Source organism: Psychroflexus salinarum (assembly GCF_042677225.1).
GTDB classification, from domain to species: Bacteria; Bacteroidota; Bacteroidia; order Flavobacteriales; family Flavobacteriaceae; genus Psychroflexus; species Psychroflexus salinarum.
Genome location: NZ_JBHTIV010000013.1, coordinates 227,006 through 249,142 on the forward strand (window position 1 = coordinate 227,006; position 22,137 = coordinate 249,142).

The 22,137-nt window shown below is 33.6% G+C and carries 20 protein-coding genes; 11 read left to right on the forward strand and 9 right to left on the reverse strand.

Annotated elements, in window-relative coordinates:
* Nucleotides 1-73 precede the first annotated feature (73 nt).
* The 3 genes from ACFQ0R_RS11585 (at nucleotide 74) to ACFQ0R_RS11595 (ending at nucleotide 4,703) form a co-directional block, all read left to right on the forward strand.
* A complete protein-coding gene (locus ACFQ0R_RS11585; protein ID WP_379658541.1) occupies nucleotides 74-1,837 on the forward strand; it encodes a TonB-dependent receptor in 1,764 nt (587 codons plus the stop codon).
* Nucleotides 1,838-1,929: 92 nt separating this feature from the next.
* Nucleotides 1,930-3,063, forward strand: a complete 1,134-nt coding sequence (locus ACFQ0R_RS11590; protein WP_379658542.1) for a hypothetical protein — start codon at nucleotides 1,930-1,932, stop codon at nucleotides 3,061-3,063.
* Nucleotides 3,060-4,703 (forward strand): amidohydrolase, encoded by a 1,644-nt coding sequence (locus ACFQ0R_RS11595; protein ID WP_379658543.1) that lies wholly within the window; start codon nucleotides 3,060-3,062, stop codon nucleotides 4,701-4,703. Before ACFQ0R_RS11590 ends, ACFQ0R_RS11595 begins: the two co-directional genes overlap by 4 nt.
* Here the strand turns inward: ACFQ0R_RS11595 and ACFQ0R_RS11600 are convergent.
* Entirely contained in the window at nucleotides 4,696-5,403 is a 708-nt protein-coding gene (locus ACFQ0R_RS11600) for a class I SAM-dependent methyltransferase (protein WP_379658544.1), read from the reverse strand. The genes ACFQ0R_RS11595 and ACFQ0R_RS11600 overlap by 8 nt on opposite strands.
* Before the next feature lie 23 nt (nucleotides 5,404-5,426).
* On the opposite strand from ACFQ0R_RS11600, the gene ACFQ0R_RS11605 reads away from it, so the two are divergent.
* Entirely contained in the window at nucleotides 5,427-5,921 is a 495-nt protein-coding gene (locus ACFQ0R_RS11605; RefSeq protein WP_379658545.1) for a YkgJ family cysteine cluster protein, read from the forward strand.
* On the opposite strand, the gene ACFQ0R_RS11610 is transcribed toward ACFQ0R_RS11605, so the two are convergent.
* On the reverse strand, nucleotides 5,911-7,290 hold the full coding sequence (locus ACFQ0R_RS11610; RefSeq protein WP_379658546.1) for a pyridoxal phosphate-dependent decarboxylase family protein: 1,380 nt from the start codon (nucleotides 7,288-7,290) through the stop codon (nucleotides 5,911-5,913). The two genes, ACFQ0R_RS11605 and ACFQ0R_RS11610, sit on opposite strands and share 11 nt — an antisense overlap.
* A 69-nt stretch (nucleotides 7,291-7,359) precedes the next feature.
* Here ACFQ0R_RS11610 and ACFQ0R_RS11615 point away from each other — a divergent pair, with 69 nt between their 5' ends.
* The 5 genes from ACFQ0R_RS11615 to ACFQ0R_RS11635 are packed head-to-tail and all read left to right on the forward strand — an operon-like array spanning nucleotide 7,360 to nucleotide 11,407.
* Entirely contained in the window at nucleotides 7,360-7,896 is a 537-nt protein-coding gene (locus ACFQ0R_RS11615) for a cysteine dioxygenase (RefSeq protein WP_379658547.1), read from the forward strand.
* Nucleotides 7,897-7,907: 11 nt separating this feature from the next.
* Entirely contained in the window at nucleotides 7,908-8,741 is an 834-nt protein-coding gene (locus tag ACFQ0R_RS11620) for a 1,4-dihydroxy-2-naphthoyl-CoA synthase (RefSeq protein WP_379658548.1), read from the forward strand.
* A gap of 36 nt (nucleotides 8,742-8,777) precedes the next feature.
* Nucleotides 8,778-9,359: an SPOR domain-containing protein gene (locus ACFQ0R_RS11625; protein ID WP_379658549.1), complete on the forward strand. Its 582-nt coding sequence runs from the start codon at nucleotides 8,778-8,780 to the stop codon at nucleotides 9,357-9,359.
* Nucleotide 9,360: 1 nt separating this feature from the next.
* A complete protein-coding gene (locus tag ACFQ0R_RS11630; protein ID WP_379658550.1) occupies nucleotides 9,361-9,882 on the forward strand; it encodes a PH domain-containing protein in 522 nt (173 codons plus the stop codon).
* Nucleotides 9,869-11,407 (forward strand): PH domain-containing protein, encoded by a 1,539-nt coding sequence (locus ACFQ0R_RS11635; protein ID WP_379658551.1) that lies wholly within the window; start codon nucleotides 9,869-9,871, stop codon nucleotides 11,405-11,407. The genes ACFQ0R_RS11630 and ACFQ0R_RS11635 overlap by 14 nt, the downstream gene beginning before the upstream one ends.
* Before the next feature lie 13 nt (nucleotides 11,408-11,420).
* On the opposite strand, the gene ACFQ0R_RS11640 is transcribed toward ACFQ0R_RS11635, so the two are convergent.
* From ACFQ0R_RS11640 to aroQ, 7 genes are all read right to left on the reverse strand, one after another.
* Complete coding sequence (locus tag ACFQ0R_RS11640; protein WP_379658552.1) at nucleotides 11,421-11,897, reverse strand: PAS domain-containing protein; 477 nt, start codon at nucleotides 11,895-11,897, stop codon at nucleotides 11,421-11,423.
* Between the two features lie 143 nt (nucleotides 11,898-12,040).
* A complete protein-coding gene (locus tag ACFQ0R_RS11645; RefSeq protein WP_379658553.1) occupies nucleotides 12,041-14,452 on the reverse strand; it encodes an alpha-ketoacid dehydrogenase subunit alpha/beta in 2,412 nt (803 codons plus the stop codon).
* A 212-nt stretch (nucleotides 14,453-14,664) separates the two neighbouring features.
* Entirely contained in the window at nucleotides 14,665-17,688 is a 3,024-nt protein-coding gene (locus ACFQ0R_RS11650; protein ID WP_379658554.1) for an AAA family ATPase, read from the reverse strand.
* Nucleotides 17,685-18,896, reverse strand: a complete 1,212-nt coding sequence (sbcD, locus tag ACFQ0R_RS11655; protein WP_379658555.1) for an exonuclease subunit SbcD — start codon at nucleotides 18,894-18,896, stop codon at nucleotides 17,685-17,687. Before sbcD ends, ACFQ0R_RS11650 begins: the two co-directional genes overlap by 4 nt.
* Before the next feature lie 8 nt (nucleotides 18,897-18,904).
* On the reverse strand, nucleotides 18,905-19,585 hold the full coding sequence (locus ACFQ0R_RS11660; protein WP_379658556.1) for a DUF2490 domain-containing protein: 681 nt from the start codon (nucleotides 19,583-19,585) through the stop codon (nucleotides 18,905-18,907).
* Between the two features lies 1 nt (nucleotide 19,586).
* Nucleotides 19,587-20,159, reverse strand: a complete 573-nt coding sequence (locus tag ACFQ0R_RS11665; RefSeq protein ID WP_379658557.1) for a hypothetical protein — start codon at nucleotides 20,157-20,159, stop codon at nucleotides 19,587-19,589.
* 11 nt (nucleotides 20,160-20,170) lie between these two features.
* Nucleotides 20,171-20,587, reverse strand: coding sequence for a type II 3-dehydroquinate dehydratase (gene aroQ / locus ACFQ0R_RS11670; RefSeq protein WP_379658558.1), 417 nt, complete (start codon nucleotides 20,585-20,587; stop codon nucleotides 20,171-20,173).
* Nucleotides 20,588-20,699: 112 nt separating this feature from the next.
* Between aroQ and ACFQ0R_RS11675 the strand changes: the two genes are divergently transcribed.
* Nucleotides 20,700-21,473 carry a LexA family transcriptional regulator gene (locus tag ACFQ0R_RS11675; RefSeq protein WP_379658559.1) on the forward strand — a complete coding sequence of 258 codons (774 nt, stop codon included), beginning with the start codon at nucleotides 20,700-20,702 and terminating at the stop codon, nucleotides 21,471-21,473.
* Nucleotides 21,474-22,130, forward strand: coding sequence for a DUF2461 domain-containing protein (locus ACFQ0R_RS11680; RefSeq protein WP_379658560.1), 657 nt, complete (start codon nucleotides 21,474-21,476; stop codon nucleotides 22,128-22,130). It abuts the gene before it with no gap.
* The last annotated feature ends 7 nt before the right edge of the window (nucleotides 22,131-22,137 follow it).

Here is a 22,137-nt window from a genome sequence, read left to right on the forward strand (position 1 = left end):
AATAAAATTCATTCCTAAACAGTTATTAATGTTCTAAAGATACCGTTATTTGTATTGACTAATTATAATTAAAATGAATCAAAGCCAAAAGTATTTTATTCTTCTTTTGTTTGGTATTTCCATGAGTTTTAATGGGACTGCACAGAGAGATACAATCAGCACAGATAAATTGATTATTATTAAACAGTATTCACCTACTGTTAATGATGCGTTTAAAATCAAACAAAAACCAAGTGAAAAAGATACAATAAAACAAACAAGACAACCAGTATCCTATTCATTTATTGATGTTCCTGTTGCTTCAACATTTACTCCAGCAAAAGGAACTGCTTCTGGGGTGAGAATGTCTGCACCTCAAAAGCTCTATGAAAATTATGCACGTTTTGGAGCAGGAAATTATTCTACTATACAAGCAGACTTTTACAGTAATTTCGAGTTAAATAATGTAAGAAGCATTGATATTGGATTTTTACATTTATCTTCTCAAGGAGGAATTGATGATGTAGTTTTGGATGATGATTTTTCCGACACTTCTCTGGATATAAAACTGACATCCAAAGACCGTTATTTCGAATGGAACACTGGAATTGACTTGAATCATAGAGAAATTAACTACTACGGTCTTCCAGAAACTTATACATCTAGCTTGACTCAAGAGGAGGTTAATTCTATTGAACCGTTACAAACCTACACTAAGTTAGAAGCTTTTGGAGAGATTTTATTTTACGATAATATCCTTAAAGAAGCAAAGCTTAATGTTCAAAACTTTTCTGATGATTATAATAGTTCTGAGCAATTTTTGAATATTGAGTCCTTATTGGAGATCCCTGTAAGATACCAGACTTTATCTCTTAAAGGCGATTTTAGTATTTTGAATGGAGTTTTTGATACGTCCTTCTATGATTTGAATGAAGTTAATTTTCAACAGTTTCAGGCTGGCTTAAATCCTTTTATAGATTTAGATTATGAAAATTTGAGTCTAAAACTTGGTGCAAAAGCAGTATTCTTTAATGATTTTGAAGAAAGCTCAAGCGAAGTTTTCTTTTATCCAGATGTAGATGCTGAATTTTTCTTAAACAATAATTCGATCAAAATAAATGTTGGACTTGGTGGAGATTTAGAAATGAACTCTTTTGAAAACTTTAGTAATAATAACCCTTTTGTCTCTCCAACGCTGTTAATTAAACCCAGTGATAATAAATATAATGCTTATGCAGGTTTTTCTTCAAAATTGCTAGATAACTTGTCTCTTTCAGCAAAGGCAAGGTACTCTAGTACGAATGATTTTGCTTTTTTTAGAGCAAATCCAGATTTAGAAAACAACTCTGTTGCCCCTACCAAAAGAAACTTTGATTATCTAAATTCTTTTGATGTAACTTATAATGATTTAGATATATTTTCTATTTCTGCCGACTTATCTTATCAAATTGAAAGTGATTTAACTTTAGGTTTTTTTGGTAAGTATTCTAACTTTTCAACAGAACAAGGTCAAGAAGCATGGAACTTACCTGAGGTTGAATTAGAATCATATGCCAATTACAACTTCACAAAAAACTGGAGTTTTTCTGCATCGCTGTTTTATGTTGGAGAACGGAAAGATGCTGTAGAAAGTACAGCTATTCGACTAGATGGTGTGCCAGTTCCTAATGATATGAGCGTAAATACTGTAGATGGATATTTGGATTTGAACGCATCCGTAGAATATAAAATAATTCCAAGACTTTCTGCATTTGTTAATGCGAATAATCTTTTAAACAATTCGTATAATCGCTGGCAAAATTATGAGGTACAAGGTTTACAGATTTTAGGAGGTTTGATTTATCAATTTGACTGGTAAACATTTTCTTAATTATCTTAACGAAAAGGAAACATTAGAAAACATTATTTAAGTAGATTTGCGACAAATGAATGCAGAAATAACACTTTCAAATGGCTAAAAAATTTAAGCGCTACGACCGGGATCGTCCTTACTTAAATATACTTGATTTTCTTTCTGAGGAAAAGACATTTTTAATAATAGTAGTAGTTGGAATAATTATAGCCGCTACCTCAACAACAAACGCCAATCTCGCTATGTGGATTGGCTTCTTTTTTGCTGCATATGCAGCCGTTGCCAATGATAGTATCCAATCTCTTGGTACATTTATAGAAAGTAATAAAGCAAATAAATGGTGGATTTTATGGCTATTTATTGGAGGTATATTTTTAGCTACAGTCACTTTTAGTTTTATTTATTTTGATGGAGATGTCACCTACCAAAGACTTACAAACCCAGACGGCTCGACAGATTATCCACATCCGGATAAATTCACTTTTTTTCAAGTTATTGCACCGCTAGTCCTACTTATACTGACTAGATTGAAAATGCCTGTATCAACGACATTTCTTTTACTTAGTGTATTTAGTGCTGATACTTCAGGAATCACCTCGGTTATACTCAAAAGTTGGTCTGGTTACTTACTTGCTTTTGTTATATCCTTTTTAGTTTGGTATTTATCTTACAATACTATTAGAAAATATTTTAAAAGTAGAAAACATAGCAATTACTGGGTTGCAGTACAATGGATTGTCAGTGGATCACTTTGGGCCACTTGGGTGATGCAAGATGGAGCAAACATCGCAGTTTACTTACCTAGAGAACAAAGTGTCATGCAGTTTTCTATATTTGCATTGACTATTTTTTTCGGATTAGGCTTACTCTTTTACTTAAGAGGGGATAGAATTCAAGGAGTAGTAAGTGAAAAAACTCGAGTATCTGATATTCGTGCTGCAACACTAATCGATTTATCTTACGTTATTTTACTTATATATAAACTGTTTATTTCAACGGTTCCTATGAGTACCACTTGGGTCTTCTTAGGAATTATTGGAGGAAGAGAGATCGCTATAAGTTTATCTCGAAAGAAAAAAGGAAACAAGCACAAAAAGAAAGCGACATTTATGATTGGAAAAGATTTTCTTTATGCCATGATAGGTCTACTAGTTTCCATAATACTTGCTGCTAGTGGTAATGCAGCTATTAGAGAAGAAATTTATCAATCCATTGCAAATTTATTTACATGAAATATTTAGTTGTAGTTCTTTTTTTTATTCTGAATTTAATTGTTGTTAGTTGTAACACCAAAGAACAAGCAGACTTGCTTGTCACCAATGCAAAAGCATACACAGTAGACGATGAATTTTCTATCGCAGAAGCTTTTGCTATTTCTGATGGGAAAATTATCGAAGTAGGGACTTCTTCAGAATTAACTAATAAGTATTCTGCAGAAGAAGTTCTAGATGTTGATGGAAAAACAGTTCTTCCTGGACTTATCGATGCTCATGCTCATCTTTACAATTTAGGATTGAAATTGAGTAGAGTAGATCTTGATGGTACTCAAAGTTATGCTGAAGTAATCGTAAGACTTCAAGAGTTTCAAAAAAAATATCCAGAAACTAAATATATAATAGGAAGAGGTTGGGATCAAAACGACTGGAAAACTAAAGAGTTTCCTACAAAAGATACACTAGACATATTATTTCCAGACGTTCCGGTAGCTTTAACTAGAGTTGATGGCCATGCTATGATTGTTAATCAATCTGCTCTTGACATTGCAGAAATAAACGAGTCGACTGAAATTTTTGGTGGAGAAATTCAGAAGAAAAATGGAAAGCTTACAGGTATATTAATTGATAATCCTATGGCGACTGTAAGAGCAACTTTCCCTGATATCGATAAAGAAGCTCAAACAAAAGCTTTACAATCTGCAGAAGAAATAGCAATTTCTCTTGGATTGACAAGCTTGGTTGATGCAGGACTTAATTCTGATGTAATTCACCTTATAGACGAATTGCAAAAAAGTGGTGAGCTCAAAATGAGAATTTATGCCATGTTAAGTAATAATGAAGAAAATATTAATGAATTCCTCAAGTCAGGAATCTTGAAAACAGATAGATTAAATGTAAGGTCTGTGAAAGTTTATGCAGATGGAGCTTTAGGTTCTAGAGGTGCAGCTTTAAAAGAACCTTATTCAGATTTGGAAAATCATTTTGGAAGCATGATTATAGATCTTGATGATTTTCAAACACTTGCTGAACGTCTCCATGATTCAGAATTTCAAATGAATACCCATGCAATTGGGGATTCTGCAAACTATGTTGTTTTGAAAACTTATGATAAGCTATTAAAAGAAGATTCAAATAGACGCTGGAGAGTAGAGCACGCGCAAGTAATGGATGATTCTGACTTCAACTATTATGACGGTGAGAACATTATACCGTCTGTGCAGCCAACTCATGCAACTAGTGACATGTACTGGGCGGAGGATAGATTAGGAGCTGAAAGAGTCCAATATGCCTACGCTTATCAAACTTTGCTTCAAAGGGCTGGTAAAGTTGCTTTAGGGACAGATTTTCCGATAGAAAAAGTAAATCCATTTTTAACTTTTTATGCTGCTGTAGCTAGAAAAGACCTTGAAAATTATCCTAAGGATGGTTTTAATCCTGATGAAAAATTATCTAGAGAAGAAACTTTGAGAGGGATGACAATCTGGGCTGCATATTCCAATTTTGAAGACGACGAAAAAGGAAGTTTAGAAGTTGGAAAATTTGCTGATTTTGTTATTTTGAATCAAGATCCTATGGAAGTTGAGGAGTCAAAGATTCCTAAAACTAAGGTATTATTCACATATATTGATGGAGAAAAAGTGTTTCAACTTAACTAAGCTGAAGCTTTGCTAAAAAGCCATAATGTTCATCACTGTACATAAGCTCACACAAGAAGCCTCTTTTAGAGGCTTCTTTTTTTAATAAATCAAAATCAAGATATAACCAAGGAAATGCATCTGAAATTGATTGCTTATAACTGATTTCATAAGTCAATTCACCGTAATAATTATCTTCTTCAGTTAATTCATCCTCGTATAAAAAAATTAAATCTGACGAGTCAAGTAAAACCTGACTATTTTGATGCATTAAATCTTTTAATTTTTTGAAAAAGACAGGTAAATTATCGATAGATTGAGCGATACCAATGCCATTCATCAACAGTAATATAGTATCGAATTTTTTGTTATCCAATTCAAAGAAATCCAATGATATAGCTTCTTTCAAACCTCTTTTATTACAAATTTTAATACTTCTAGGAGAAATGTCAATAGGTTGAACTTCAAGTCCTCTTGCTGTTAATTCTATGCTATGACTTCCTGCGCAACAGCCTACATCCAAAACTTTACCTTCACATAAATCAATTGCTATTTGCTCCAGTAACGGCATTTCTTCATAATTTCTGAAAAGATATTCAACAGGAATTTCATCATCATAAAAATCTTTATTATGAACTTTGATGGGCGTTTTGTCTTTATTTGTGTAATAGCTTTCTAAAGCTAAACCAAATATATCTTTGGAGGAAGACTTAGGATTCAAATTGTAGATTTTATATTTGTAAAATGGAAGAATTTTTAAATGACTTGCCGAGTCTTGCCAAAGATAAACATAAAACACACAAAGATTTCTTTAAGCGCCTCAAAAAACGACCTCCAAAACACCTTGATCAGACCATGCAGAAATTGCATGATGAAACTTTTGAAGAAATAGACTGTTTAACCTGTGCCAATTGTTGTAAAACTACTGGACCATTGTTTACCAATAGAGATATCGAAAGAATTGCAAAGCACTTCAGGATGAAGCCTTCCGTATTTATCGATAACTACCTTAGAATTGATGAGGAAAATGATTATGTTTTAAAAAGTGTTCCCTGCCCATTTTTAGGTGCTGATAATTACTGTTCAATTTATAAAGTAAGACCCAAGGCTTGTTCCGAATTTCCACATACAGACCGCAAGAAATTTCAACAAATTTCAAATCTTACTTTAAAAAATGTTGAAATCTGTCCAGCTACTTACAAAATTGTAGAAAAAATGATGGAACAGATTAAATTGTAACTAGTTCAGATTCTTTCTCTTCAACATAGGCCTCAAGAACTTTAAAAAAGTTTAATATATCATCTGCTTCATTATTTGAATTGATGGTTACTAATCTAACAAATATTTTTCCTTGAAATTCACCATACCCAACCATTAATTTTCCGTCTTCATATAAAGAATTACATAAATCTTTTGGATCAACATTTTTATAGTTGAAACAAATAGAAATAGAGTCTCCATAAGAATAAAGTTCGTAATCTGGATGATTATTTACATAATTGCGAGCAGTTTCAGCTAATTGAAATTGACGATCCACCATACGCTCAAGACCTTCGGTTCCAACAGATTTCCATAAGGTCCAAAATTTAAGAGCATCATTACGTCTTCCACACTGTAGTGAAGTTTTTCCAAGATTGTACTCATCACCATCAGTTTGATATAAATAATCTGCTTCACAAGCAAAACTATGTTTCAGATTATGTTTTTCTTTTGTAATTATGATTGAACAACTTAAAGGTACATTCAGCATTTTGTGGGCATTAAAGCTAAAAGAGTCAGCTTTTTCAACACCATCAACAAGATGTTTGTAGGATTTGCTGAAAATAACTGAGCCACAATATGCTCCATCAACATGTAACCACAAACCCCTGTAATTTTTGGTGACATTATGGATTTTGTTTATATCGTCAAAAGACCCCAAAACTGTTGTTCCTGCAGTGGCATTCACAAAGAAAGGTTTTAAGCCTGCTTTTAAATCAGTTTCAATTTGATTTTGAAGAGCTTCAGGGATCATTTTACCAAATTGGTCAACTTCAATTTTTCTAATTTGGTTTATCCCTATTCCTCCAAACATCGCATTTTTAGTGATAGAATAATGAGATGCTGAAGATGTGTAAATGATCATCTTTTCAGAAACACCATTAAATTTTATATCTCTATCATAAGCATCCCTTGCCATTAGCATTGCCATAAAGTTACTCATGGATCCACCTGGAGGGAATGTACCGTCAGCATTTTTTCCAAAGTTTAGCATTTGGCAAACTTTTGAAATTATGACTTTTTCGATACCCACTTGTGGTCCACCAACTTTATAAGTATACATGCTATTATTAAGCATTACAGCAAGTAATTCTCCAAGTGTACCTTTGTTATTCCTTCCACCGAATAACTGGTTGAAAAATAATTTGGTAGACGTTCTTGGTGTACTTAATACAACCTCTTCTAGAAGAGATTCCAGTTCTTCTCTTTTTAATCCATTATTACTTACATCAAGGTCAAGTATGTTTAATAACTTTTCAGCTTTTATAGGTTTTACGACGCCGGTTTTTTCCTCATGAGCTATAAGTTTTTTAGAAAGTTTCTGAAATAGTTCAAGGTCTGCTTGCATAAGCCTTATTTGAAATTTATATTTACTATTCTTCGATAGAAATGTATTTGATAAAAATAATTAAAAACAATGGACTCTAAAGAAAACATAAAATCTTTAAAGAAACTTTTAGAAGTTTTGCCAGAATGTGAAGGTCAGGATTATTTTGACATAGCAAGAAATTTATCCATATCAGATGAAGAATTGCTTCCTTTTGCATTTTGGTCTGAAGAGAACTACACGAGAAACTGCGTACATAGAACTGACGATTTTGAGCTTTTACTTTTGTGTTGGGAAGAAGGTCAACAAACTCCTATACATTGTCATAATGGAGAAGAATGTTGGGTTTACCTCGCGAAAGGAAAGCTTAGGGAAAAAAGATATATAGAGGAAAGCGGAGATCTCAAACTAACTGCAGATGTAAAAATGACTCAGGATAAATTGTCTTATATGAATGATGCACTTGGTTACCACTCTTTACATAACTTGAATGATGGTAGATCTTTGAGTTTGCATTTGTACGTAGGACCAATTGACGAATGTTCGGTTTATAAGGAAGAAAAGGATAAATTTGTCTTTAAAGATTTAGAATACCATTCAGAGAATAAAAAAATACTTTCAAATTAAAAAAACTACAGATGAACTGGAAAACGGTAAAAGAGTATACTGATATTACTTACAAGAAAAGTGGAGGAGTGGCAAGAATAGCTTTCAACAGACCAGAAGTAAGAAATGCATTTCGACCTAAAACAGTAGGCGAACTTTTCGAAGCATTTTTGGATGCGAGAGAAGACCCTAATATTGGAGTGGTTTTATTTTCCGGAGAAGGTCCATCTCCAAAAGATGATAAGTATGCTTTTTGTAGTGGAGGAGATCAAAATGCTAGGGGTCACCAAGGGTATGTAGATGATGATGGCACTCCAAGACTTAATATACTTGAAGTGCAAAGATTAATAAGATTTATGCCTAAAGTTGTCATCGCTGTTGTTCCTGGATGGGCCGTTGGTGGCGGGCACTCTTTACATGTTGTTTGTGATCTGACTTTAGCGAGTAAAGAACATGCGATTTTTAAGCAAACAGATGCAGATGTCACTAGTTTTGATGGAGGTTATGGCTCTGCGTATTTAGCTAAAATGGTAGGACAGAAAAAAGCTAGAGAAATTTTCTTTTTAGGTAGAAATTATAGTGCGCAAGACGCTTTTGATATGGGAATGGTAAATGCAGTTATCACTCATGATGAGTTAGAGGATACTGCTTATGAATGGGCACAAGAAATATTAGAAAAATCTCCAACTTCTATAAAAATGCTAAAGTTTGCATTTAATGCAACCGATGATGGTATGGTAGGTCAACAGGTTTTTGCAGGGGAAGCTACTCGATTAGCATACATGACTGAAGAAGCTAAAGAGGGTAGAAATGCATTTTTAGAAAAAAGGAAACCTAATTTCAAAAATATTAAATGGATTTCCTAAATTAGATTTTCAAATTATAACAAATAACAAAAAACTATGCCAATCCTAACTGAAAAAGAGCTTCAAGATATCGTGAATAAGGAGACTGAAGCTAAGTCCAAACTTGAAACAAAAAATCAAGAACTCTTAAAACTTTATAAAACAGAGGAGCATCTAAAATCACAAAGAAAGAGTTTTGTAGCTTCAACTGTCATTTTAGGCATGTTATTTTTAACTCTTCTTTTTACAGTTTTATTTCAGCCTGGTCTTTTGGGACTTAATGAAGGAATTAAAATCTCCGATGACGAAGTAGTTATAAAAAAATCTACTTTAGAAAATTATAGAGATCAAGGTTTAGATTTAGAAGCACGGGCTTCTAAGTATACAAATCCTTTAGAATTAAATGAATTTTATGCAGTTCAACTGGGAGCATTTAAGAAATTTAATACAAAATTATCTTCAGACAGTTACAGTGTTGTTGACAATGCAAATTTCAAAGATTTCAACCTATATACTTTAGGAGTGTTTAAGACAGAAGAAGAGGCAGAAAAGCTTCGGAATGTTGTAAAACAACTTAACTTTAAGGATGCTTTTGTAGGTAAATATAAAGACGGTGAGCGTGTAGAATCTAATTACTAGTATGAATTTTGAAAACTTAGAAATACCAATTTCAGATTTGCCTAATTTTAAATCTGTAGAATTAGAGCCCATTCAGCACCGATACAAAAAACTTATCTGGCTCAATGAGTCTTCTGTATTTATAATATTGTTCGCTCTTTCAATTTCAGGATTTTTCTTTGATAAGTTTCCTTCATGGATACCTTACATTATTCTTGGAATATTGAGTATTGTTTTCATTATAAGGGCAATAGAAATTGAAAAAGGATTTCCTCTAAAAAAGTTTGGAGTAAGGCAATATGATATGATTTATCAGTCAGGTTTTTTTTATTTTACAGAAACTGTTGTTCCCTATAAAAGAATACAACACGTAGAAATCAAGCAAGGTCCATTATCTAGATTATTTTCTCTTTACACACTAAGACTTTACACAGCTGGTGCATCGTCTGGAGATCTTATAATTAATGGTCTAGATAAGTTAACTGCTCAAAAACTAAAGGCCAAAGTTCTTGATAAAACAACCGTAGAGGATGACACAGATTGATTTCTCAATACCAAGGTTACAATCCATCAACGGGATTTTTCTTATCTTTTTTACTGATTTAGTTAAACGAATTCGACAGAACATTTACCTTTTAGCAATACCATTTTTTCAAAAAAATATATTTGAAAGTTATGGAACCTACATTTACATAGGCCTTGCTTTATTAGTTATTCTTCAATTTGTTTTTTCTTATTTGTCTTATAAGAAATTTAAATTCTCAATTCAAGAAGATGCATTTCATCTAGATAAAGGAGTAATAAAATTAAGTCACATTGAAATTCCGTTCGAAAGAATTCAAAATATCAATCTTCAACAAAATATTTTTCAACAAATATTAAATGTTGTTGGTTTTGAGATTGAAACTGCAGGGGAGGGACTAGCAGAAATTAAAATAAAAGCTCTTGATAAGGATTTTGCAAATGCACTCAAAGCCAAGCTTATAGAAGAAAAGAAAAAAGTAGAAGGAGATGAAGAGTTGATAGATGAAAAGGAAAAAGTTTCTTCTATCAACTCCTCAAATCACGTAAACACGGAATCAAAAGATTCAAAAAGATTATTTCAATTAGATTTTATTACACTTCTTAAGGTAGGTGTAAGCTCTAATTTGTTCAAAGGAGTAGGATTGTTATTGGCATTTTTTGCCTATTTGTATAATTTTGTGATGGATTTCCTCACCAATATCTATGATCTCAACTTAGAAGAAGATTTTAAAAACAGGATTCCGGAGACAATAACTTTTGCAACATTCTTAATTTTAGGAATTCTCATCATTGGTTTTTTTATTACGGTTTTAACCACCGTCTTTAAATACTTTAATCTCAAGATAGTTAAAAATCAACAAAATTATGAAGTTGAATACGGTCTCTTCAAGCGAATGAATAAGGTCATTAAAAAGACTAAAACTCAGATTTTTGAAATCAGGACCAATCCTCTGAAAAGTTTATTTAAAATACGAAGTGTTCACGTAAGTCAAGCAGCGTCGAATCAAGTTACAGAAAAACAAAAAATTAATTTAGTTGGATTGTCCAAAGAGAATTTAAAAACTCTTTTTAAATCGTTATTTCAATTAGAACTTCACGATCAGAATTATGAGATTGTAAATTCTCAAAACCGTCTTTTTTTCAGATACTTTTATAAAAATCTAGCTATAATGATTGGACTTTTTGCAGTCGCCTATTTTCTTTATTTCAATTTGGTAAGTGGTGTGTTGTTAATTATGGTTTTTATGGGCTTATCTTGGCTTTCCTATCTAAAAGTTAAAAAGAGTAATGTAGGATTTAATTCAGATCTTATTTCCGTTAGGAAAGGGTCTTTGGATACTAAGTATAAAATAATTGAAATACATAAACTTCAATCCGTTAGACTCTGTAGAAATATATTTCAACAATACAATGGGCATGCAGACATTGTCTTAGAAACTGCTTCGGGAACTATTAATATTGAATACCTCAGAATCAACGATGCTACTCAGCTACTCAATTATTTGATTTTTAAAGTTGAATCTATTAACAAAGGTTGGATTTAATATAAACGATAGGCTAGTTTAAAAGAGATTCATTCTCTAGAGCAATATAATGTTCAACACTATTATTTTTATTTTGAATTGGGAATATTTTTATTTCACACATATATTCACTTCCATCTTTTCTATAATTGACCATAGAAGTTTCGCAGACACATTCTTGGCTTATTTGTGTCCTAATATACTGAAGTGCTTCTTTTGAAGTTTTTTCTCCCTGAAGTATTCTAGGGCTTTTATTTTTTAAAAAAGATAAACTATAGCCAGTCATATCCTTAAACCCATCATTCACCCAAATTATGTTTTGATTTTTATCAGTGATAACTATGGCCTTATATTCATTTTTAAATAAGGTCTCTTCAATTTGGAAATCCCAATGATATTTTGATTGAAATTTGTTCAATCTTTCAACCTCTTGCTTCTTCCTAAGGGTTTTAATTAACTTAAAAAAGTATTCAGAATAAATATCCCACGATAATAAAGGTCCTCTTTTCATAACTTGTTGATTAATTGAATGTTAATCTTCAAATATATATTTTATAATATAGCTGCTTGGTTTTATAATCGTTATATAAAACATAAAAAAACCTTAGCTTTTTTATCAACTAAGGTTTTTTATGATCTGTATTAAGATAGTGTTTACATCAATTCTGGATAATCTTCTGGTTTGAATTCGCGTAAAATACTGTAAGCTTTTTCGTAAATATCTTCAGCTGAAGGTTTTGAAAAATAATCACCATCTGTACCATAAGCAGGTCGGTGAGCTTTAGCTGTCAAAGTTTGCGGTTTGCTGTCTAAATATTTATAACCATTTTGTTCATCTAATATTTGTTGTAAGATGAATGCTGAAGCTCCCCCTGGCACATCTTCATCAACAACTAATAATCTATTTGTCTTTTCTAGACTCTTTACAATGTCATGATGAATATCAAATGGTAATAATGATTGACAATCAATTATTTCCACATCAATGCCTACTTCTAATAAATCTTTAGCAGCCTGTTCTATAATTCTTAATGTAGAACCGTAGGAAACTATTGTTAAGTCGTTGCCCTCTCTAATTGTTTCTACTTTACCTACAGGTGTTTTAAACTCTCCTAGATTATTCGGCTTTTTCTCTTTTAGTCTGTAACCGTTTAAGCACTCTACAATCAAGGCAGGTTCATCACTCTCCAGCATTGTGTTATAAAAACCTGCGGCCTTTGTCATATTTCTAGGAACCAAAACATTAACACCACGAATTAAATTCAAAATTCCACCCATTGGTGAACCGGAATGCCATATACCTTCAAGTCTATGACCACGAGTTCTTACTATAAGCGGTGATTTTTGTTTTCCTTTCGTTCTGTAAGCTGTAGTAGCAAGATCATCACTCATTATTTGCAAAGCATATAATACATAATCTAAATATTGAATTTCTGCAATTGGTCTTAAACCTCTTAGAGACATGCCAATACCTTGACCAAGAATTGTAGCTTCACGAATTCCAGTATCTGCAACTCTCAATTTGCCATATTTTTCTTGAAGACCTTCAAGCCCTTGGTTTACATCGCCAATTTCTCCTGCATCTTCACCAAAAATTAACGTCTCTGGACGAGTTTCAAAGATTTTATCGAAGTTATCTCTCAAAATTACTCTGGCGTCTACGTTTTCAGCATCATCAGCATAAGAAGGTTCTATGGCTTCTATATTGGTGGCTTTACCATCATATTCACTCCACAAATGGCTGCTATAATCAGGTTGTGTGCGTTGGCTGAAATTCTTAATCCACTGGATCAAGTTGGCTTTAGCATCAGATTCTTCACCTCTTACATATCTCAAAGCTTTTCTTGCGGTGGCAAGAATAACAGATTTAATTGGCTCATCATTTTCTTTTAATTCATTGACCAAAGAGGAGATGAAATTTTTATTTTCAGAAGAATTTGCTAAATCCGTAAGTAATTTTACTACTGTTTTATTCTCAGTTTTTGCTGTTTTACCAAAAGCTGTCCACGCAGCTTTCTTTCCATCTCTAACCTCTTTTTTAATGCTTTTTTCTAATTCCTCAAGTTCTTCATCCGTAGAGAAACCATTAGAAATCATCCACTCTCGCATCTTGGTGTTGCAATCGTGTTCTTTTTCCCATTGCAATCTATCTTCGCTTTTATAGCGTTCATGAGAACCAGATGTAGAGTGACCTTGAGGCTGAGTGACTTCAACAACATGTATCATAACTGGAATATGCTTCTCTCTAGCGATTTTCTCTGCTTTTTCATAAGTTTCAATAAGTGCAGGATAATCCCAGCCTTTTACAACTAGAATTTCATATCCATTTGTATTATTTTCTTTTTGAAAACCTTTTAAAATTTCAGAGATATTCTCTTTTGTTGTTTGATGTCTCGCGTGAACAGAAATACCATAGTCATCATCCCATACGTTTATGACCATAGGAACTTGCATAACACCAGCTGCATTAAAAGTTTCCCAGAATAAGCCTTCACTTGTACTTGCATTACCAATTGTTCCCCAAGCTATTTCATTTCCATTTTTAGAAAACTTTTCAGAATCAATACCATCAACATTTCTATATATTTTGGAAGCTTGAGCAAGACCTAATAAACGTGGCATCTGTCCAGCAGTAGGAGAGATGTCTGCACTAGAATTTTTTTGTTCTGTTAGATTTTTCCAACTACCATCCTCATTCAAACTGTGGGTCATAAAATGTCCGCCCATTTGGCGACCCCCAGACATAGGTTCGTCTTCAAGATTGGTATTTGCATAAAGGCCAGCAAAAAATTGTTCAATTGTAAGCTTCCCAATTGCCATCATAAATGTTTGGTCTCTGTAGTAACCAGAACGGAAATCACCATTTCTAAATGATTTAGCCCATGCCAATTGTGGCACTTCTTTTCCATCACCAAATATTCCAAACTTAGCTTTTCCTGTAAGTACTTCACGTCTTCCTAGTAAACTACATTCTCTACTAGTTACTGCTATTTTATAATCTTCTAGAACTTGCTTTTTGAACTCATCAAAAGAAAGATCTTCTTTTTTTTGAACTTTATCTTGCATTATATCAATTTATAGGTCTCTTGCGAATATACTAAATTTCAATGAGAAATTGAATTTGTTATTAGCTCTTAGGATGAATTATTCGCAATAAAATATAGTTTTATTTAATTTTTGTGAATATATATCAATTTTAATGGACTTATATTGACGATACATTAATGATTGAGCTTCAAAATTTATCAAATTCGTTTAAATTTTTTCAGCGTTAAACTTTAGCCAATAACTTTCAACTGACTGTATCCTTGAGCGTTTCTGTCTAGAACAATCTGAGTTTGTATCCGCTCTTTCAATGTACTAACATGGCTTATGATACCAATGGTTTTATTGCTTTCAGCTTGCAGTTTTTCTAGTGTATCCAGAGTTACATCCAGGGTTTCAGGATCTAGAGTTCCAAAGCCTTCGTCGATAAATAAACTATTGATTTCTACATTTCTGGAAGCTAAGTCAGACAGTCCAAGTGCCAAAGCCAAACTCATCAAAAAGGTTTCTCCTCCAGACAAGGTCTTTACAGATCGGCGCATGCCACCCATATGATGATCGATCACATAAAGCTGATCTTTATCTTCATTTGGAAGGTAGCGATCCAGCTCGTAGCGGTCATTCAGGTGCTTTAAACGCTTGTTTCCCAGGTAGATTAAGCGCTGCAAACTCAGGTCTTGAGCAAATTTATTAAACTCAGTTCCAGTAGCATCACCAATCAATTTATTCAAGATCTCCCATTTTCTGTTGGCTTGTTGTTCCTCTGCAATACTTTCTTCAATCCTTTTGAGTTCCGAGAGCAAGTCGCTGTTATTCTTCAATTGCCTTTTGACTTCCTCCAGGTCTTTTTTCGTGTTTTCAAAAGTTTTGGATAAGTCTGCTATAGCCAGCTCAGCTTCATTTTTGTTGGTGAAAAATTCAAATTTTAAGTCTTCAATCTGAGCTTTGATTCCCTTTAGTTTTTCCTTCTGAATTTGTATTCGTTCGCTTAATTCATTAAGCTGTTGGCTTAGTGCCTGGTAGTCTGCCGACTTCATGCGAGATGAATAGGCTTCAGAAATACTTGAAAATGCACTGGCTTTTATTTTAGGCTCTAAGTTCGCCTGAAGTTGTAGCCGTTTGCTTTCAACACGACTTAAGTTTTCTTTCTCGTTGCTTAGTGATTTCCTAGTTGAGGATAAATTCGAATTTAAAGTGATCCAGTTTTTCTTCAATTCTGAAACCAAATCATTCAAATTTTCTCCAGCATACAAAGCCGTCATTTCAGCCTTCAACTGGCGTCCCTCTTCCTTGATCTGATGAAGTTCATCCAACACACTTATAGCATTTTTTAAAGCCTGAATTTCTGCCTGAAGCTGTTTGGTTGTTTCAAGGTTTTCAATCTCTCGATTTGTGGAAAGTTCTATATCTGCAAGTGTTTTTCCTTGGAGTTGAGAAAGAACAAATTCAAAGTGTTTAGCGAAAGCCTCTTTTCTTTGGGCAAGATTAAGCTTTAAACTTTCAGACTCAGCTTCCTGTTCTTCAACTCGTTCTGTTTTAAGATTTTGCTGTGCTTTTAGAGTTTCAATAGCTTTGGAAAGCATCTGAAGTTCATCTTTCTTAGTTTTCAGCGTTTTGTCCAGTTCAGAATCCAGTGCTGGTTTATGTTCCGCATAAGGATGGCTTTTGGATCCACAAACCGGGCAAGGCTCGTTTTCTAAGAGTTGCTTTCTAAGGTCTTCAACCTCTAGTTTTAGGTTTTGATTTTCCTTTTCAGTTTCCAGATGGCTTACCTCTTTTTCAAGGATTTCGAAAGCTGTTTCTTTTTCTGAAATCAGTTTTGGAAATTTAGCCAGCGCTTCTTTATCCAACTTGATTTGATCGTTCAGCTTGGCAGACCTTTCTTCTAATTCAGTTAATGATTTTTTCTCATGTTTAGCGTCCTTGATTTGATTCAACAACTGATTTTTAGCCTTGATACTCTCATCTAAACTTGTATCGTCTTCAAGCTGAATGGCAAAACCTTCAACTTTCTCTTGTGAAACTTTCAATTTGTCCTGAAGTTCACTTCTAAAATCAGGTATCGTTTGTGTTTTGAATTTCAAATCCAAAACTTCCAGTTCTCTGTTCAGAATTTCGAGTTTGGACTTATAGTCACTGAGCTTTATTTGCTTTTGGCTCTCAAGGTTTTGATAGGTGGCAAGCAATTCATCTAAGCCTTTCTCAATTTCATTTTCTTCGATTTCAGTCTTAAGCAGTTCCTGAACTTTACTAATCACATCTTTAATTTGAGTCTGAAGTTGAGCCTGCTCTTGTTCTAAACTTCCAATTTTTTCAACCTGACTTTCCTTTTTTTCTGCTAGGGTATTGTATTCCAGCAGTTCTTCTTCAAAAGCTAAAGTTTTAGAGTGCTTGCTTAATTTCTCAACATTTTTCCTTTGAAAATCCTCAAATTCACGTTGGTACTGCTCAAGTTTTTTGGATTCAGCTTGGAGTTCCAGGTCTCGCTTTTCCTTGGTTTTGAGTTGGTCAAAGTTTTTTTCATAGCGAGAAAGCTTAAGCTGTTGTGCTTGCTCAAGTTTTTCAAGCTCGACTTTGTTTTTCTGCTTTTGATGAAGGTCTTCTTCGCTTAAAAGCTTCAGCCTTAAATCTTCCATCAAGGTTTTCTGACTAGAGATTTTAGACTTTAGTGCATTATATTTTTCAAAAACTTTTCTTCCAATTTGTCTGTAAATAGAAGTATTGGTTATTTTTTCTAAAAGCTCACTTCGCTCTTTTTCGTTAGATTTTAGTAGGGTGGCAAATTCACCCTGAGACAATAAAACAGACTTCACAAATTGATCGTAGGACAAACCGATTAGTCGCTCGATTTCATCTTTATTTTCAGATTTCTTTTCACTAAAGGATTTTTCAATTTGTGCATCCCATAGATCCATGTCGTATTCTCTTAATCCTCCTTTTTTCTTTGACGAAATAGACCAGGTAGCCACAAAGCTTCCCGAATTGCATGAGAACTTTACTTTCGCAAAAGCTTCGGTTTGGTATTTGGTCAGGATGCTGCCGTCCTGTTCAATTTTACTTTTAGTAACACTGGAAATTCGTGGTGTTCGTGCATAAAGTGCCAAACAAATAGCATCCAAAAGTGTACTTTTTCCGCTTCCTGTTGGACCGATAATCGCAAATAATCCACCAGAATTTAAGGGTGATGCATCAAAATTGATTTCGTGTTCTCCTTTAAGAGAATTGATATTTTTAAAATGCAAACGTTCTATTTTCATTCTTCAGGTCTATTCAATTCGTCTAGAATTTCTTCAAAAGCGGACATGAGTTCCAGCTTAGTATTTTCAGTTTCATCTATCCCTTCCAACTTCTTTTGAAACACTTCTTTTGGTGTGAAATCTGAAACCTGACTTTCTACTGTAGAAACGCCTCGCTCAACTTCAGTCATGTTTTTAAAGGTGACTTTATGCTTTACGATGTCGCAATTTTGCTTGTCGAAAGCTTCAATGACTTGTTCCAGTTCATAAGTTTTAGTCGCAGAAAATTCAGCTTCATACAGTTCAATTTCAATTAAAGTTTTTAACGGATACTTGTTTTCGATGTTTTCTAATTTTACTTTGATTTCATCCAGAGTTCCTTTTATCAAAATCAAATCTCTAAATTTTGGAATCGAAATGCTCTCTGGCTCAAAAGACGCTTCAGTATCCAGAACTAAAATGCGTTTATCATTTTTGCGTTCACTAAACGAAAGTGGAATAGGGGAGCCGCTATAAAAAATCGGAGTCTCCGCCTGTAAACGTTGAGGCTTATGAATATGTCCTAAAGCGATATAATTGTAATCATTCCCAAAATGCGTAGCCTCCAGACCAGCCAAATTCCCAATTTGAATATCTCTCTCGCTTTCTGAAAGGCTGGCACCAGTGGCAAATAAATGCCCCATAGCAATCAGTGGTAAATTCGGATAGTTTTCTTTGGCAAGTTTGGCGGTTTCCTGAAAATGGAAAGCGATGCTTTCTTTGACGGCTTCCTGCTTGTTTTCGTAACTTTCAGCATCAAATTGTCGCTGTAAATTTCTGCTTCTTAGATAAGGAATGGCTGCAATAATCAGTTCGATTTCATTTTCAGAAGAAACAGGAATCAAACAGTCTTCAAACTGGTCTGGCATTTGTCCGATGACATGAATATCCAACTGATTCAGAATTTCCTTTGGAGCTTCCAAAACACTAGGAGAGTCGTGATTTCCCCCAGTTATGATGATTTTTAGATTGAAGTTCTTTAGTTTAATAAGCGTCTTGTAGTACTGACTTCTTGACTCGCTGGAGGGGTTTGAAAAATCAAAAACATCACCAGAAATCAAAAGTACATCTACAGGGTTTTCCCTTAAATAATTACATAACCAGTTCACAAATAAGTCAAAATCTTGAGATAAATCTGTTTTATGCAAGCGTTTACCTATGTGCCAGTCTGCCGTATGTAGTATTTTCATGAATTATTTTAAAGTGATTTATAATATCCGAATTTAAACCACAAGCGGTGTCGAAATCTGTCTTCGACTAGATAATCATCAGTTCTGTAATCGAGACCGACTTCAAACTTGTTTTTATCATCAAAGTAGAATCCGTAAGCAACTGCAAATCTGTTTTCCAAATCATCTTCGCTGCTTTGAATCATATAGATGAGTTCGTTGGAAATCGCCAAATAATTTTCACCTGGATCTAATTCCTGACCTTGAAGTGGAATTTGTCCTTTTAACCGATAGCGTGCTCTAAATAAAAGAGGTTCTTCTTTAAAAAAAGTCTGATCAATTCTGATACGATGTCCTATTCTAAAATAGGATTCCCTCTGTAAAATAGATACTTGCTGGATAGATCTGTGTGTGTTTTCTCCTTCTTCCAACCTGTATTGATAGCCAATATCCACTTTTACAAATGGGGAGAGTCTTCTGCCTAAAAAACTTTGTAAATCGGTTAAGCTGTGTTCGTATTCAAGCTCATCATTGAGTCGGTTAGAATCAAATACCCCATGTTGAGATTCAATTTTGTGAGTGATGGAGTATTTTTCGGAAATATTATATTTTAAGGAGGCTTCAGGGAAGAATCCAAAAATAAATCGATTGTTTTGAGCTTCAGCTATTATGGTTGAAAAGGCAAATGCAATGAAAAAAAAATATTTCATATTAATAATCTAAATTATCGGTGGCTTTTATTTTAACGACTCGTTTACTCAGGAAGATACCGTTTTCGTCAAATATGCCTTCCCATAATTCATCATCAGAATCCGATTTTCCGTAGTACTCAATTTCATAATTGATGGTAATATCTTCAAACTCATTTTCATCAATCATATCTTCAAGATCGTCTCCTTCTCCTGTATACTTTTTTTGAATTTTTAAAAATGAATACTTGTTATAATTATTCTTTAAATAATTAATTATGTTTTGGTGCACTTCCTTATCTATTTCCTTTTCCTTAATAAGGACTTCCACATTTTGAACTTCACCTTCAAGATTAAACTCTACACTATGGAGATGTTTTTTATGCTTCAACTTGGCTTCATAAACTTCCTCATCTCCATCGGTTTGGAAATACCATTTGGTTTTCCGTTTATTTTCATAGGCATCTTTCAGCCAATCTACCGCATCTTCGTGAACTTCACTCTTTTTTATTCTTTTTTCAACTTCATTTTTTTCTTGAGCAAAACCAACAGCCGCAAAGAAAAATGTAAATACTAATAACTTGAGTCTATTCATCTTAAAAAATTTTAATCCAAAAAACTTCTGATAGCCAGTTCGTAACTTCTCAACCCAAAGCCTATGATAATTCCAAATGCGTTGGGGGAGACGTAAGATGTTTTCCTAAAGTCTTCCCTGGCGTGAGTATTGGAAATATGTACTTCAATCACAGGTGTGGATATGGCCTTGATCGCGTCTCCAATCGCAACAGATGTATGGGTGTAAGCAGCTGCGTTCAGTATAATACCATCCACATTATCATCTGCTTCCTGCAATTCTGAAATTAATTCGCCTTCAATATTGGATTGAAAGTAAGACAATTCAACGTCTTTAAACTCAAATTGAAGTTCAGTAAAATAATCTTTAAAGGTTGATTTTCCGTAAATTTCAGGTTCTCTTTTTCCTAATATATTTAAATTAGGACCATTGATGACATGTATTTTCATAGAGCTTATCTTAGTTATCAAATTTATTAAAATAAATAATGCCATAAATTTTATTTGATTAGGATTTTTTCCTTAATTTCATGGAATTATTCCTAATTAAGTTTAAATGGTTATGAAATCAGAACTACCACTAGAAATTCAGCGTTTTAAGCAAATTCGAGAAGAAAATAATTTCACTCAATCTGAATTTGCTGAAATTTTAAATATCAAAACCTCTACTTCTGATATTGAAAGAGGTAAAACAAAGCTTTCTGGTCAGGTGGTTATGATGCTTTTAAAGATTTTTGAAGTCAATCCCCTTTGGCTGTATAGCGAAAGCTTTCAGAAGAAACTGGATGTACATCACATCAATTCTATGCCAAAGGTGATCTCTGTCGACGAAACCAATTCAAGGGAAAATATGTTGCTGGTCAACCAAAAAGCAGCTGCAGGTTATCCACAAAACATCGGTGATGCTGAATGGTATCATCAGTTACCAGCTTTCGAAATGCCTATCCCGCAATTTAGAAATGCCTCTTACAGAGGTTTTCAAGTGGAAGGCGATAGTATGGAGCCCAACTTTCATTCTGAAGACTGGGTGCTTGGAAAATCAGTGGAAAGTCTTCAGCAGGCTTTGAATCATAAGGTTTATGTGTTCGTTTTACAAGATTCTGTGATGGTTAAAAAATTGCATAAGCATCCAAATTCGCATAAAATTTCATTGATTTCTACTAATTCATACTACCCTCCTTATGAAGTAGAAGCTTCTGAAGTACAGGAAATTTGGGAAGTAACCAGTAAACTGACTTTCTCTATCAATGAGAATTCTGAAAATAGTATGCTCAAAAAATTGGAGCAGTCTATGGAAGAATTGAAAACTCAACTCAACTCAATAAAACCGAATTAAATGAATTTTGAACGTTTATTTGATTTTCTTGAAACTCTCAATAAAAACAATAGTAAAGAGTGGATGGATGAACATAGAAATCAGTACGAAACCGTAAAAGCAGATTATGTGGAATGGTTGGAAGATCTGGATCTCAAGCTTTCTAAAATTGATGAAAATTATTATTCATCCTCGGGCAAAAAAGCTATCAACCGCATCAATAACAATTTGCTTTACCATCCCAACAAACCCACCTACAAAGATCATTTTGGTGCAGGATTGGATAAACGCCCAAAAACAGGGGATTTTTATATCCATTTAGGAATACAAGAAATTTTTGTGGCTGGAGGGTTCTACAAGCCCAAATCTGAATTGCTCAAAAGTATTCGGGAAGCCATAGATTACAATGGTGATGAATTCAAAGAAATTATCAATTCAAAAACTTTTCAAAAGCATTTTGGAGGATTGATGGAAGATGAAGACAAATTGAAAACATCACCAAAAGGCTTTTCTCAAGATCATAAGCACATTGAATTATTGAGATTAAAAAGTTTTGCCGCTATGAAGTCATTTGAAAGGAAGGACGTTTTGGCTGAAGATTTTAAAGACAAAGTCATCGAAACTTATAAAGTTATGCTACCATTTAGGAGATACCTTAATAAAGCAGTAACTGTTTAATCATTTT